The organism is Microcoleus sp. CAWBG27, assembly GCF_020883145.1.
Classification (GTDB): Bacteria; Cyanobacteriota; Cyanobacteriia; order Cyanobacteriales; family Microcoleaceae; genus Microcoleus.
This window is the reverse complement of record NZ_JAHREU010000003.1, coordinates 148,261-162,826: the sequence shown is the minus strand read 5'-3', so window position 1 is coordinate 162,826 and position 14,566 is coordinate 148,261. Positions and strand designations below refer to the sequence as shown.

The window sequence follows — 14,566 nt, the reverse complement described above, 5'->3', positions numbered from 1 at the left end:
CTCGGATTGATGCGGACTGAAGTCCTCACTACGAACCGTTTTAATATGAAAGATTGATCTTGTGTTGGTTCGTAGTAAGGACTTTAGTCCTCGGATTGATGCGGACTGAAGTCCTCACTACGAACCGTTTTAATATGAAAGATTGATCTTGTGTTGGTTCGTAGTAAGGACTTTAGTCCTCGGATTGATGCGGACTGAAGTCCTCACTACGAACCGCTTTAATATGAAAGATTGATCTTGTGTTGGTTCGTAGTAAGGACTTTAGTCCTCGGATTGATGCGGACTGAAGTCCTCACTACGAACCGCTTTAATATGAAAGATTGATATTGTGTTGGTTTGTAGTAAGGACTTTATTCCTCGGATTGATGCGGACTGAAGTCCTCACTACGAACCTTATTTAATTTGGGCGATTTGGCGATCGATAAAATGGCTTTTTCACCACCGTAGCCGGGTAATTTTTCCCGCGAATCTCAACTTCTAACTGCTGGCCAATTTTACCTAATTTTGCTGGAACAACCGCGAGGGCTACCGCCCGATTCAATGTAGGCGATAATGTACCGCTAGTAACTTCTCCTACTTTTTCCCCTGCAACTATGATCGGATAGCCGTGGCGCGCAATATGCCGCCCCTGCATTTCCAACCCTACCAACCGCTTCGATACTCCCGTGGCTTTCTGCTCTTCCAAAACCTCGCGCCCAATAAAATCGCCTTTGCTATCGAGGTGAACTACCCAACCCAATCCAGCCTCTAAAGGTGTAGTATTGTCATCGATATCTTGACCGTAAAGTGCCATTGCCGCTTCTAAACGCAAAGTATCTCTCGCACCCAAACCGCAGGGAACAACGCCAGCATCTAGGAATTTTTGCCAGACTTGTTTTCCGGTTTCTATATCCACCATGATTTCAAATCCATCTTCGCCGGTATAACCTGTTCTGGCGATAAAACTCGGTTGTCCCAATAACTTGGTTTCTAAGTGTCCGAAAGCTTTAATTGGTGCGAGGTTGTCTTCCACAAAAGGCTGGAGATAGTTAACAGCTTCCGGGCCTTGAATTGCAATTAAAACTTGGTCTTCGGAGATGTCGGTGAGAATAAGTTCGCTCAAGTCTAAGTGGGCGACAATCCAGGCTTTGTCTGTGATGCGAGTGGCGGCGTTGACAATGATTGCTGCCCGTTCTTCGCCCGTAATTTTATCGGGTTCTTGGCAGTAGAAAATAATGTCGTCTAGGATGCAGCCTTTGTCATTTAATAAGACTGTATATTGAGCTTGTCCTGGTTGCAACCGACTTAAGTCTGACGGTACTAAGGGTTGAAATTTTTCTATTACCTGTTTCCCTCTCAAACAGAATTTTCCCATGTGGGAAATGTCGAACATTCCTGCTTGCTGGCGTACTGCTTGGTGTTCGCTGCTGATACCTGCGTACTGCACTGCCATCTCCCACCCGGAAAAGGGCACCATTCGACCTTTGAGCTGCAATGATAGTTCGTACAGAGGCGATCGCGCAAGCTGACTCGGCCTCTCTGGATTGTTGGGTTCAGTTGACTTTGCCACAGGTAGCGCTTTGGTTGCGGGTAGACTCTGTTTTGATTTTACGGGAAAGTTGGTTTTTGTGGTGTGGGCGCGATCGAATTTAAGAATACGCTCGCGGTTGAAACCGCGTGTATACACACAAAACCCACTCCAAGTGCACTCAAGAATACGCTTTAAAAATTATGTTATTCTCTTCAGTCCGCGGAGGCGGACTTGGTTTTTGTAGACGCGGTTTCAACCGCCGTCTCATCTTGACTTATGGAGAATATGGAGAATAGCGGGCTCGAACCGCTGACCCCTACAATGCCATTGTAGTGCTCTACCAACTGAGCTAATTCCCCTTTGTTTTCGCGCTCTCAATCATGCCTTAACTGACCGATATTTGTCAAGCCTTTTTGAAAAAATAGTTTGGAGCCTTGGACGGGCAAGGCTTTTGGCTTTTTTTTCAAAAAAATTCCTCGCTTTTTGACAATTGTCGATCGCCACTACAATCTAGTAGGTGTGCTGGGATATTTCGGTTAAATGGCTCAAACAAGACCCTATGAGGAAGTAGACGACTACCAGGGCCGCGGCTGAAACCGCAACTAGGGTGCCGGCTAGGATTAGTGAAAATTCTCGTTGCGCGATCGCCTCTTGCATTAGATGCAATGACCAGGCAACGAGGGCAACGTCAATTATTAAAATAGAAACCAGCATAAGTTACGATTTGTAACAGCTTACATATTGTAACAAAAGTTTTCGCGGAGTGCAGATAAGCTCAGATGTATTTAAGTATTGGTGTTAAACGGATGGGGAGCAGTGCAAAGCCATCAAGAAAAAGTATAGGTTTTATTAATAATTACAATATGCAAAGTAAATGAGAGCTAGCTCTGCTTTACGGTAGTTGGCTTGAGTTCGCTTCTCAAGTGGGAGTGGGTTTTAAGGGTACAGATTGCTGGAGTTTCACAGGGCTGACGGTTCCGCTTCTAGCGCGCACTACCATACTGGAGACTGGGAAGTGGTGAGGGTGGAAGAATACCCGACAGCAATAGCTAATAACGAATTTGAGATGATTGTAGTTGGATACTGCAAATATGTCCCTGTAGAAATTCTGCTGATATCGATGCAAAACGCTCAGGTGTCGATCGACTCTTTTGGAGATGAATCGGCTTATCAAGAATTTTTAGCTAAAACAGCAGAAGTCTCACGTCATAATCTCTGATACCGTTGCTTCAGAACAACTCATGGAACTCGTTTATGAGACACTTCCTGCCTGCGCCTAGCCTACAAATAATACTTTAGAGAGTATTGAGCTGGAAGTGGCGATCGAATTGTGCGATCGCGGCGTGAGTTCGATCGCGATTATATTGAAATACTTTATGGCTTGTTTGTGGCGAAGGTTGTAGAATAGAGAAGATCCACTGCACTGAATAAATGCCATGTCTTCTCCTGCAATTACCACGATCGTTAAGATGCTTGAGTCCCTACCTGACGAGCTTCAAAAGCAGGTAGTGGAGAATGTTCGCGCATATCTGTCAGAAATTGAAGAAGAAAAGCGATGGGATGAGTCGTTTAAGCGGACGAAGAATAATCTAGTCGCGGCAGCCCGGAAAGCCAAAGCCGAGATTGCAGCGGGAATGTCTACGCCGATGGACTATGAGCAGCTATGAAGTCCGCGACATTCTCAGACACCGGAAGAACCAGCATCAATATTGTTAAATTTATTGCAGATGGAAAGATTGCAATTTGAGGAACGGTTTACGGTGGTGGATCGCGATCGAATTCGTCAGCGCCCGTTACCGTAGATGGCGATCGCACAATTCGATCGCGGCGTGAATTTCGATCGATAAATGAGGTAAGCTAGAGACAAAGGTTTCAAACAATTTTGATCGATGCCAGCATCCGTTGCTTATCTGTTGGACAGAATCACGGTGAATCCAAGACAATGTGGCGATCGTCCCTGCATTCGGGGAATGCGGATTCGAGTCATCGATATCCTACAGTTGCTAGCTGCGGGTGAGCAATTTTTTGAGTTTCTGGAAGAATTGCCAGACTTGGAACTTGACGATATTAAAGCTTCGCTTCTGTATGCAGTCTGCAAGCTCGATCGTCCCGTTTTAGCCTCATGACAATATCAAAATTATAATAATTACGAGATAATCATGGAATTCAACCCAAACAACAATGTTGTTAAACTGTGTCTTCAAGCTATGGGCATGGAAGAAAAAGGCAAACCAGAAGAAGCAAGTAAACTGTTTTTTCAAGCCTGGAACGAAGCAAAATACGACTTTGAAAAATTTATTTCAGCCCATTATGTAGTTCGATATCAAAAGAATGTTCCCGACAAGTTACAATGGCTCAAAACGGCTTTGCTGTTTGCATTAAGAATAAATAACGACTCTGTTAAGAGTGCTTTCCCTTCTCTATATTCAAACATTGCCAAATGCTATGAAGACTTAGGCGACTCTGACAATGCAAAAAAGAATTATGAATTAGCAACTTCGTTTAAAGATAAACCTTCTGACAAAGGCCCCTTTTATCATGGGACGAAAGCAGATTTGCAGGTTGGCGATTTGCTGACAGCAGGGGGCAGTTCTAATTACAAACTTGAACTCAAAATGAATCACATTTATTTCACAGCGCTTGTTAATGGGGCGGGACTAGCTGCTGCATTAGCAAAAGGTGATAAATGTGAACGTGTTTATATCGTTGAACCGACAGGGGGGTTTGAAAATGACCCGAATGTTACAGACAAAAAATTTCCGGGCAATCCGACACGATCGTATCGCTCTCAAGCACCATTAAAAATCGTTGGCGAAGTAACAGATTGGGTGAGACAAACACCTGAGGAACTTCAAAAATGGCGTGAAAAGTTGGCCAATAACAAAGGAGAAATTATTAATTAATTTCTGAGGTGCTAATGCCGAAGTTATTTTGAGACGTTTGCCAGAACGAATTAAAAAAGCTTTAATTGCGCGTGCTGCGGAAATTGAATATCCGATCGCCATTCCGATCGCCATTTCGATCGCCAGTTTTCAAGGGCACAGAAGCATTAGGTTTCGTAGATTGCAAACCAGGACGCGGGCAGTAAAACCGAGAAAAGGTGTGAAAGTTTACGGTATACATGAAAGCTCAACTGCGATCGCCCGCACCAGTTTTGTTATCATTAAAGTCAATGGCTGCAAAAGGGAGATTAGACCATGTTTGCCCTCGTATCACCCGAAAAAATTCAATTGCCTGCGGGTTCTGTAGTGCGCTTACCCGCAACGTGGCAAGAATATCAGAGTTTGTACGATCGCCGAGGAGATGGCTCTATTCCGCGTCTGAAGTATCGTAATGGAGAAGTATTGCTGATGTCACCTCTACCCGTACACGGAAAAGATGCTCATTTGATTGCCAATATTGTCACAACTCTTTTGGATGCCGATGAACGGGAATATGATGCGTTTACTCCTATCACCATGACAGTGCCAGAAGAAAGCGGAATTGAACCAGATTATTGCTTTTACATTAACAATTGGCAAGCGGTTTGTGGAAAAAAGCGGATAGATTGGCAAAACGATCCGCCGCCAGATTTAGCCATAGAAATTGATGTTACCAGTTATTCGGATGTACAAGACTATCTTCCCTATCGGGTTCCTGAAATTTGGCTGTACAAGAAGCAGCAACTGTTAATTTATGGGCTGCAAGGTGGAAACTATCAAGTTAAAACCCACAGCCTCTATTTTCCAGAATTCGATCTACAAAGTGCGATCGCCCGTTGTGTAGAAATTGCTTATCAATGCAACACCAGTGCTGCTATCCGCGATTTGAAGCAACAACTAGCTAACCGATAGGCGATAAACGTAATTCAATTCCAGATAAACTCGATCGCATCCGCCTACAATCAATACTTCGGACAGTTTTTCAACGACTCTGTAAGCGTTACAGCGTAAGCCCTGGCATTTTTAATGTTTTTTTGAAAGTCAGGGCTAGACTCAAACATTGAAAAAATACTCATCCCTATAGCCATCAAGGGTTTGAGATACTCGATTAGATCTAAAAATGTCCGAAGTATTGCTACAATAATAAGTAGTTATAATCCGAAAATGTATGCCAGTTGTAGCAGTTAAAACTTACATAGAGTAAATCAAAACAATCCCATTCTCAAGTGGGAGTGCGTTTTTAAAGGCAAAACTGAATTCCCTAATTACATCGAAGAAACCGAGGAGGATTGATTAATGGGTAGAAAATATATAATTTTTCGTGCCGAATGGACTGAAAATGAGGGGGAAGATAATAGGTTGTTAGCCCACACTGGGGCATACACTGATATCCTTGCAGAGTATTTTGATTCATCCAACGAACCTATTCCCGCACCGGGGTACAGATTGCTGGAGTTTCACAGTGCTGATGGTTCCGGTTGTAGCACCCACTACCGTACTGGAGACTGGGAAGTTGTGAGGGTGGAAGAGTACCCGACAGCAATACCTAATAACGAGTTTGAGATGATTGTAGTTGGATACTGCAAATATGTCCCCGTCGAAACTCCGCTAATACCAATGCCAAAATCTCAGGTTTCGATCGAATCTTTTGGAGATGAATCTGCTTATCAAGAATTCCTTCAAAGCGAGGCAGTTAAAGATTACACTCTAGTTTAACTAAAAGTTACGCATCAACCTCAAGAAAACGGGTTTTTTACGCTCATCTGTCGGTAACAATCAAAGATTTCGGAAAAAAGCCCGGTTTTTAACTGCGCCTACAAGCTAAAGAAACCGGGTTTTTTACCTAATCTGTCGGTAACAACCAAAGATTTTGGAAAAAACCCGGTTTCTGACTGCGCCTACAAGCTAAAGAAACTCGGACTGCAAAATTAAGCTTCTACAGCAATCTTTTGCTCCGAAGCCTCCGGCGAATTCGCTTCACTTGGCGGCACAACTTGCCAGAACTTCGGCAAGTATTCCGACCAATTTGCGAGAATCTTCTCGGCTTTTTTGCTGTTAGTTCGATCGCACTGCATCTCAATCAACTCCTTCAACTGCGCCTCACCAGCGGCCGTAGAAACCCGCTGCATCTTCACAATCTCTCCGTTGACGTGCGCGGGGAAATTGCCATCTTCATCGAGGAAATAACCCAAGCCGCCAGTCATTCCAGCGCCGACGTTCCGACCGACTTTTCCTAGGACGACAATGACGCCGCCTGTCATGTACTCGCAACAGTGATCGCCCGCACCTTCAATGACTGCTTTCGCCATTGAGTTGCGTACCGCAAATCGTTCGCCTGCTTTACCCGCAGCTAACAGGGTTCCGCCCGTCGCGCCGTACAAGCAAGTGTTGCCAACGATCGCATTTTCGGCAGCATCATACGTCGCACCAATCGGCGGTTTGATCGCAATTTCGCCACCGTGCATCCCTTTACCAACGTAGTCGTTAGCTTGGCCAGACAGTCGCAGCGTCATTCCCGGTAAGTTGAACGCGCCGAAGCTTTGGCCCGCAGTACCTGTGCAGTTGAGGGTGATTTCACCAGTAAAGCCGGTGTTGCCGTGTTGCAGCGCGATCGCACCTGATAAACGTGCTCCCACAGTGCGATCGGTATTTACCAATGTTAGATTCTTGCTGACAGTGCCGTGATTGGCGATCGCACTTTGAATCTCAACATCCGCCAACAAATCATCATCCAGCACAGGGCCGTTGGTGTGAATGTCGCCGTGGACTAAGAAAGATCGATCGCCCTTAGTATCCGGTAACTTCGTCAAACAATCCAAATTAATTGCTTGAGTTTTAGTTAGTTTCACCCCTTCACGCATCTTCAGCAAATCCGCGCGGCCGATGATATCTGCGATCGACTTATAACCCAACTTCGCCAACAAACTCCGCACTTCTTCTGCTACGAAATAGAAGAAATTAACCACGTGTTCCGGTGTTCCGGGGAACCGTTTCCGCAAGTGTTCCTGTTGAGTTGTCACGCCCACAGGACAACTATTCATGTGGCAAACGCGAGCCATAATGCAGCCTTCGGCAATCATTGCTACCGTGCCGAAACCGTACTCTTCGCCGCCCATCAAAGCGCCGATAATTACGTCCCAACCGGTTTTGAAGCCGCCGTCAACGCGCAACAAAACTCGATCGCGCAACTTGTTCTCAATCAGCACTCGGTGAACTTCTGTCAATCCGAGTTCCCACGGAGAACCTGCGTGCTTGATCGAACTCAGTGGAGACGCACCGGTGCCGCCGTCGTGGCCGGAAATTTGAATCACATCGGCATTTGCCTTGGCAACGCCCGCTGCTACAGTGCCGATACCGACTTCCGATACCAACTTCACCGAAACTCCTGCTTTCGGATTGATTTGATGCAAGTCAAAAATCAACTGCGCCAAATCCTCGATCGAATAAATGTCGTGGTGAGGAGGAGGAGAGATTAAAGTTACACCCGGTTTCGATCGGCGCAAATAGGCGATGTACTCGCTCACTTTCGGCCCCGGCAATTGACCGCCTTCACCCGGTTTCGCACCTTGTGCGACTTTAATTTCGATTTGTTGGGCGCTCATCAGGTACTCGGGAGTTACGCCGAAACGCCCGGAGGCTACTTGTTTGATGGACGAACAGGCTGTATCGCCGTTCTGCAAACCTTTTAAGTGAGGTAGCGTTTGTGAGAAACCGGCCGGACTCACATCGTTCAGCACGTTGTATCGGATCGGGTCTTCGCCACCTTCGCCGGAGTTGGATTTGCCGCCGATGCGGTTCATCGCGATCGCCAAAGTTTCGTGGGCTTCCGGCGACAAAGCGCCGAGGGACATTCCGCCGGTGGCGAAGCGTTTGACAACATCTGCTACAGATTCGACTTCTTCGATGGGGATGGAAGGGCGATCGCTCGCAAAGTCGAGCAAATCCCGCAAAGCCGTAACAGGGCGGTTTTCTAGCTGTTTTTTGTAAACCTCGTAATGGTCGTAGGCGGTTTTTGCGTCGGCCCCGTTACCGTTACTATCAGCCTTAAATGTAGCGACAGCCTTGTGCAAAGCCTTGGCCATTTCCGGGCTGTTCATGTGATATTCGCCACCTCGGCGGTACTGTACGAAGCCGAAGTTTTCCAGCTTTTTCTGGAGTAATTCGGGGAAAGCCTGAGAGTGGAAAGACATTACTTCGTGAGCGAGTTCTGCTACAGTCAAACCACCGATGCGGGAAACAGTGCCTTTGAAGCCCAAATCGAGCAAATCGGCGCCAATCCCGATCGCCTCAAAGATTTGCGCGCCTTGATAGCTAGACAACAGCGAAATCCCCATTTTCGACATGATTTTCAGCAAGCCGTTTTCCACCGCTGTGCGGTATTTAGCTTGAGCCTCAGTGACGGTAATCTTGGGAACTTTGCCATGTTCCATCAAGTTTTGAGTTTTGGTGTCAAACCACCAGCCGCGCACGCTTTCCAAGGCTAAGTAAGGGCAAACTGCGATCGCGCCGTAACCGATCAAACACGCGAAGTGGTGAGTGCTCCAGCATTGGGCTGTATCCACAACCAGCGAAGTTTGCATCCGCATCCCGACGCTAATTAAGTGGTGGTGAACTGCACCAACGGCCAGCAAGGGCGGAATATAAGTACATTCATCACTCAAACCAACAGCAGCAGATTCGCCTTCTTCCTTCGACACTCGATCGCTCAAAATTAGAATCCTTGCGCCCGATCGAATTGCCTCCACAGCATCTTGACAAAGTTGCTCGACTGCGCTTTGTAGGCCAGCAGGCCCGGAAGTAATTTTGTAAAGAGTTGACAGTTGCGTTGCGGGGAAAGACTTTTGGTCTTTCAAGAAAGACAGTTCACCGTCGTTGAGTACGGGGGAATCTATTTTTAGCAGCTTGGCATTTTCCGGTGTTGCTTGGAGTAAATTGCCGCGCAAACCCATATTCATCGTCAGTGACATCACCATTCCCTCGCGCAGGGGGTCGATCGGCGGATTTGTCACTTGAGCGAACCGCTGTTTGAAATAGTTATAAAGTAACTGAGGCTTTTCTGACAATACAGCTAAGGGAATATCATCGCCCATGCAGAAAGTCGGTTCTTTTCCAGAACTTGCCATCTCCACAATTACCATATCCAAATCTTCGGCGGTGTAGCCGAAAGCAGTTTGGGTGGCTAACAGCGCTTGCGAGTCGAGGGTTGCGGTTTCGGCAAAAGGCTGCGGCTGCAAGATTTCGCGGTTTTGTTTCAGCCATTCGCCGTAGGGGTGCCGCTTCGCAATCCGCTGTTTTAGCTGCCAATTTTTGAGAATTTCCTTAGTTTGCAAGTCCACTGCAATCATTTGTCCTGGGCCCAAGCGGCCTTTTTCGACGATATCTGCTTCGGGAATATCGACAACTCCGGCTTCGGAGGCGACAATTACCAAGCCGTCTTTAGTAATGCAGTAACGGGCCGGACGCAAACCGTTGCGATCGAGCGTAGCACCTACTTGCTTGCCATCGCTGAATACCAACAGCGCCGGGCCGTCCCAAGGTTCTTGAATACCGCTGTAATATTCGTAAAAATCGACAATTTCGGGATAGGGCGCCAAATCCGGCTGATTTTTATAGGCTTCGGGCACCATAATTGTCAGGGATTCCAGGGGAGTGCGGCCGGAGTGCACCAACATTTCCATCACGTTGTCCAAGTTTGCCGAATCGCTGCTTTCGGAGTTGACAATGGGATTGAACGTGTCGATATCCGCTTGACTCCAATTCGGGTGAGACAAATTGGCTTGCCGCGCCGTCATCCAGGTAATATTGCCCAACAGCGTGTTAATTTCGCCGTTGTGTCCCAGCAAGCGCATGGGTTGGGCTAGGTGCCAGCGGGGCATGGTGTTGGTGCTGAAGCGACGGTGATAGACGGCAAAGGCGCTTTTATAAGCGGGATTTTTCAGATCGAGGTAAAATTCTCCGAGTATTGCCGATCGCACCATGCCTTTATAGACGATCGTGCGGCAGGAAAAAGAACAACTATAAAAGTCTTGGCGGGTGAAGCCGGGGCGATCCGATAGCGAGTGTCCGATGGTGCGGCGGGCGAGAAATAGCTGTCTGTCGAGCTCATCTCCCTGCAAGTTCGGTGAACTTACGATTATCTGTTCGATTTGAGGTTGATTTTCCCGCGCTTGCGGGCCCAAAACCGACGGTAAAACGGGAACTTTTCGCCATCCCACAACAGTTAAACCGCGATCGACCATAACTTGCTCAACCACCTGCCGCGCTGTCTGCGCTTGACTTTCATCTTGAGACAGAAACAGCATTCCCACGCCGCAGTGTTCCTGTGGTGGAGGCACAATTCCCTGTTCGGCAAACCAAGTATGCAACAATTCCCAAGGAATTGCAGTCATCAAACCTGCGCCGTCGCCGGAATCGGAGTCTGCACTGCAACCGCCGCGATGTTCCAGACAAGTTAAGGCTGGGAGGGCTTTTTGAATAAGTGAGTGCGTAGCTTCGCCGCTTTGATTGGCAATAAACCCCACACCGCAGGCATCTCTTTCTTCCACTAACCAGTTTTGGCCGGCAAATGGAGTTCCTCGCTCAGTTTGATGCACGTTGCTGTTTAGATCGATCGTGTTACCCATGTTGATTGAATGTTATTTCTGTGATTGTGTGGTTGATTTGTTTTTATAGCTCGGAGAGAGAATGCTGCCGAGCGGTGGGAGTCTAGTAAATCTTAAAACAGCACATAGCAAGCTGATTCGATAAAAATTTACGTAGATGCTGCCTGTACGTAACGCGGAAACCCTGTTTGGAGATTTTAAATTATCTCGATCGAATCACTTCGGAGATGTCTCGCAGAATACGCTGCTGTTAACAAGCAACCATCCTTTGAGGAATCGCTATCCAGCAACTAGATATATTGGGGGGGGATTAAGAGCCGGATAGCTGCGCTTCACGAGTTTTTTGCGTGTTTTTCCTGAGTCCGCTCGATCCCCTTGCAGCGAACATCAGTAGATAGTAACTCTAGCTTTATTTTGCTCGCTGCGGTATTGAATTGCTTTAATCAGCGCCCCAGAGACAAAAGACACCTGCTCGCTTAGTGAGTAGGTGGAAGTAGTGTTGTAGCAGGGAGGATCGCAATTTAATGAAACCCTGCCTTATATTATGCAGGTGACGCTCCTACACCAACTGCAAGCGGTATGTTGTAGGCATCTGAGTCCGGTCAAGGATATCAAGATCTTCCTTCAAGGTACTCCAATCGTTTCCCTCTACGGCGTTTTATAGTGAGGAACACGTCCCGCCCCACTTGTCACATCAAAACTTTTGACTTAGACCCAGATTGTTATTCTTTGATCTAAGGTATGAGTATTTTACCGCAATTATTACGGAGGAGTGCTCGTCTCGTCGCCACCCTCCATTACTGGTTGGCTACCCTCAACATCGCGGTGAGAGGGTCGCTCATATCCTCGCGCGTCTTTCATCCCACCCCAAATCAAAGATTATGGGCTGGGGATTCCCACCTGTCTAGCTAACTACAGCCAACTACACAGCGAAAGAAATTAAGATTATCCAACAAAATTAGAAGTTTTTACCGTTTTGCTGTAAGGCAGGCGTTTTTGAAGGTTAATGGTTTTAGGTTTTGAGAATAAAAAAATGCACATCAGACAAAAACGGCTAGTAGCAGCTAACAGAAGGCGATCGCGCGATCGGCTGTGGATGTTGTCAGTCTCGATTTCGCCGCTACTGGCGATCGTCCTGTGCTCGGTGTGGAATCAACCCACAACAGCCCAAGAGAGTCGGAGGGGCACAGGCATCTTGCCTGTGACTGAGGGCGGGCTAGAAGCCCACCCCACAAAGAAAGGTTTGATTGATGGTGGCACAGGCATCTTGCCTGTGACTGAGGGCGGGCTAGAAGCCCACCCCACAAGGCTGTTAATTGATGGTGGCACAGGCATCTTGCCTGTGGCCAAGAATAGTGCAAAGTCTGAGTTAAAACTAATGACTCAATCCATACCGCCAGTTGCCAGAATTAGACAAGGCCGCCAAGTCTCTCTCAACGGCAGAATTTTGCCATTAGCTTGGACTCAGCAGCCAACAAATAACACTTCTACTAATTTCCGAACTTGGATTGCGGATGTGGGATTAATGCAATCTGCCGGAGTCGATTTACTCAATACAGCCGACAGTGCCAAACAACCAGTGCAGTGGTTTGCCGTATCTTTAACTAATACTCAAAGTTTGAAAGTGCGATCGACTGGTGCGTATCGTTACTTAGATATTACCGATTTTGCTAAACTTGCCGGTTGGCAAATATCGATCGACAACAATCTCCTAAAAATTACATCTCAACCTGCAAATGTCACCGGAATTCGGCAAGCAGCGAGAGAAACGGGCGATCGCATTGTTCTAGATCTCGATCGCGCGGCCCCGTGGCAAGTTAACATCGTCGATACACCCAGCCCACCGCCAACCGACGACCCCACAAAACCCGCTATTCCTTTGCAGGCAAGCCCCCCAGCACCAAACCTCGAAACACCAGACGACCCGACTAAACCCGCGCTCTCGCAGCCGCTAGCACCCGATCGCGCGATCGCCAGTCAAGAATGGTCGATCGCGATCGATGCCAAAGTCGATCGCAGTTTTGTCGATCGCATTTTTGCAACCAGTCAGCAATTGCGATCGTTAAAAATCGAACCTGCGGGGAATCAAACCAAAGTAAAAGTACAAATTCCCTTAGGCTGGCGGCCGCAAGTTTTCAGTTTAGGAAATCCGAATCGATTAGTAATAGACATTCGGCCAGACTCGTTAGTAGAAAAAGACATTGCTTGGGCGGCTGGAGTTCGATGGCGCCAGCAGTATCAAAATCTAGGAACAGCGCGTTTCCCCGTATACTCCTTAGAAGTAAATCCGCGTCAATCCGGTGTGAAAATTAGACCGCTGTTGAGCAATCCGCCGACAGAGAAAGGTAGTGCAGCTTTATTACAAACAGCCGAAGTTTCGGGAACGGGTGCTGCAATTAATGCCGGATTTTTCAATCGCATCAACCGACTGGCTTTAGGTGCGATTCGGCGGGATACTAAATGGCTTTCCGGGCCGATATTGAACCGGGGGGCGATTGCTTGGAACGATCGAGGCGAATTTGCGATCGCTCGTTTGACCTTGCAAGAAACTTTAATAACTCCTGGGAATCAGCGCTTGTCTGTTTCCCAGTTAAATAGTGCCTACGTGACATCAGGAATCGGTCGTTACAATCTTGATTGGGGAGCGACTTATACTCCGTTTTCAGACGATGAAATAGTTGTGACAGTTGCGGGCGATAGAGTGATCGGCCAATCCCCCGGAGGTGCGGCGGGAAAAACCAATTTTCCAATTCCAGGAAACGGTTATATTTTAGCTTTGCGTTCCGATTTATCTCCTGCATCCCAATTGGCAGCAGGAGATTTATTGCGTTTAGAAACTAACACAATTCCCGCAGATTTTAACCGTTTTCCTTACATTCTCGGTGGCGGGCCGGTGTTAGTACAAAACAGTCGAGTTGCCGTGGATGCCAAGGCGGAAGGCTTTAGCGATGCCTACGTTCGACAGACAGCGATTCGGAGTGCGATCGGGCGAACTGCTGCGGGGAATTTGCTAATTGTAGCCGTCCACAATCGCGCGGGCGGGGCGGGCCCAAATTTCGCGGAACTGGCGCAGATCTTGCAGCAAATGGGCGCTGTGGAGGCTTTAAACTTGGATGGGGGAAGTTCGACAAGTTTGTATTTGGGAGGCAGTTTGATCGATCGCCCGCCGTCCACTGCTGCGAGAGTCCATAATGCGATCGGCATTTTCATCCAACCATAAATCCATCGAAAAAAAAAGGTTCGTAGTGAGGACTTCAGTCCTTCTTCCCAAAAACTCAAGTCTAAAAAAAAGGTTCGTAGTGAGGACTTCAGTCCTTCTTTCCAAGGTCAAAAAAAGGTTCGTAGTGAGGACTTCAGTCCTTCTTCCCAAAGACTCAAGTCTAAAAAAAAGGTTCGTAGTGAGGACTTCAGTCCTTCTTTCCAAGGTCAAAAAAAGGTTCGTAGTGAGGACTTCAGTCCTTCTTCCCAAAAACTCAAGTCTCAAAAAAAGGTTCGTAGTGAGGACTTCAGTCCTTCTTCCCAAAAACTCAAGT

At 47.3% G+C, this 14,566-nt stretch carries 11 protein-coding genes, 1 tRNA gene, 1 pseudogene and 1 CRISPR repeat array (1 of these 14 cut by a window edge); of the genes and pseudogenes, 8 read left to right on the top strand and 5 right to left on the bottom strand.

Annotated elements, in window-relative coordinates; all coding sequences use genetic code 11:
* Positions 1 to 397: 397 nt before the first annotated feature.
* The 3 genes from gcvT to QZ938_RS03060 all read right to left on the bottom strand — a co-directional run bounded on the left by gcvT (position 398) and on the right by QZ938_RS03060 (position 2,224).
* Entirely contained in the window at positions 398 to 1,549 is a 1,152-nt protein-coding gene (gene gcvT / locus QZ938_RS03070) for a glycine cleavage system aminomethyltransferase GcvT (protein WP_293348010.1), read from the bottom strand.
* 247 nt (positions 1,550 to 1,796) lie between these two features.
* Positions 1,797 to 1,869: transfer RNA gene (locus QZ938_RS03065), tRNA-Ala, on the bottom strand.
* A gap of 151 nt (positions 1,870 to 2,020) precedes the next feature.
* Positions 2,021 to 2,224: a hypothetical protein gene (locus QZ938_RS03060; RefSeq protein WP_293347882.1), complete on the bottom strand. Its 204-nt coding sequence runs from the start codon at positions 2,222 to 2,224 to the stop codon at positions 2,021 to 2,023.
* A gap of 235 nt (positions 2,225 to 2,459) precedes the next feature.
* On the opposite strand from QZ938_RS03060, the gene QZ938_RS03055 reads away from it, so the two are divergent.
* Entirely contained in the window at positions 2,460 to 2,729 is a 270-nt protein-coding gene (locus QZ938_RS03055; protein WP_293146442.1) for a hypothetical protein, read from the top strand.
* 57 nt (positions 2,730 to 2,786) lie between these two features.
* Here the strand turns inward: QZ938_RS03055 and QZ938_RS03050 are convergent, their stop codons facing one another.
* Positions 2,787 to 2,948 carry a hypothetical protein gene (locus QZ938_RS03050; protein WP_293146441.1) on the bottom strand — a complete coding sequence of 54 codons (162 nt, stop codon included), beginning with the start codon at positions 2,946 to 2,948 and terminating at the stop codon, positions 2,787 to 2,789.
* On the opposite strand from QZ938_RS03050, the gene QZ938_RS03045 reads away from it, so the two are divergent.
* The 6 genes and pseudogenes from QZ938_RS03045 (at position 2,947) to QZ938_RS03020 (ending at position 6,147) form a co-directional block, all read left to right on the top strand.
* Positions 2,947 to 3,177 (top strand): hypothetical protein, encoded by a 231-nt coding sequence (locus tag QZ938_RS03045; protein WP_293146439.1) that lies wholly within the window; start codon positions 2,947 to 2,949, stop codon positions 3,175 to 3,177. The two genes, QZ938_RS03050 and QZ938_RS03045, sit on opposite strands and share 2 nt — an antisense overlap.
* A gap of 222 nt (positions 3,178 to 3,399) precedes the next feature.
* Complete coding sequence (locus QZ938_RS03040) at positions 3,400 to 3,636, top strand: DUF433 domain-containing protein (RefSeq protein ID WP_293146436.1); 237 nt, start codon at positions 3,400 to 3,402, stop codon at positions 3,634 to 3,636.
* Positions 3,637 to 4,035: 399 nt separating this feature from the next.
* A pseudogene (gene arr, locus QZ938_RS32980) lies at positions 4,036 to 4,413 on the top strand (NAD(+)--rifampin ADP-ribosyltransferase); the annotation flags it as partial.
* 28 nt (positions 4,414 to 4,441) lie between these two features.
* The gene (locus tag QZ938_RS03030) at positions 4,442 to 4,759 is read left to right on the top strand and encodes a hypothetical protein (RefSeq protein ID WP_293347876.1); all 318 of its coding nucleotides are present in this window, start codon (positions 4,442 to 4,444) and stop codon (positions 4,757 to 4,759) included.
* Positions 4,708 to 5,343 (top strand): Uma2 family endonuclease, encoded by a 636-nt coding sequence (locus QZ938_RS03025; RefSeq protein WP_293347873.1) that lies wholly within the window; start codon positions 4,708 to 4,710, stop codon positions 5,341 to 5,343. The genes QZ938_RS03030 and QZ938_RS03025 overlap by 52 nt, the downstream gene beginning before the upstream one ends.
* A gap of 384 nt (positions 5,344 to 5,727) precedes the next feature.
* Complete coding sequence (locus tag QZ938_RS03020; RefSeq protein WP_293146428.1) at positions 5,728 to 6,147, top strand: hypothetical protein; 420 nt, start codon at positions 5,728 to 5,730, stop codon at positions 6,145 to 6,147.
* Between the two features lie 212 nt (positions 6,148 to 6,359).
* On the opposite strand, the gene gltB is transcribed toward QZ938_RS03020, so the two are convergent.
* Positions 6,360 to 11,054, bottom strand: a complete 4,695-nt coding sequence (gene gltB, locus QZ938_RS03015) for a glutamate synthase large subunit (RefSeq protein ID WP_293347870.1) — start codon at positions 11,052 to 11,054, stop codon at positions 6,360 to 6,362.
* Between the two features lie 1,012 nt (positions 11,055 to 12,066).
* Between gltB and QZ938_RS03010 the strand changes: the two genes are divergently transcribed.
* On the top strand, positions 12,067 to 14,253 hold the full coding sequence (locus QZ938_RS03010) for a phosphodiester glycosidase family protein (RefSeq protein ID WP_293347867.1): 2,187 nt from the start codon (positions 12,067 to 12,069) through the stop codon (positions 14,251 to 14,253).
* A gap of 20 nt (positions 14,254 to 14,273) precedes the next feature.
* Positions 14,274 to 14,566: a CRISPR direct-repeat array (repeat unit 26 nt; unit sequence TCGTAGTGAGGACTTCAGTCCTTCTT) (it continues 201 nt past the right edge of the window).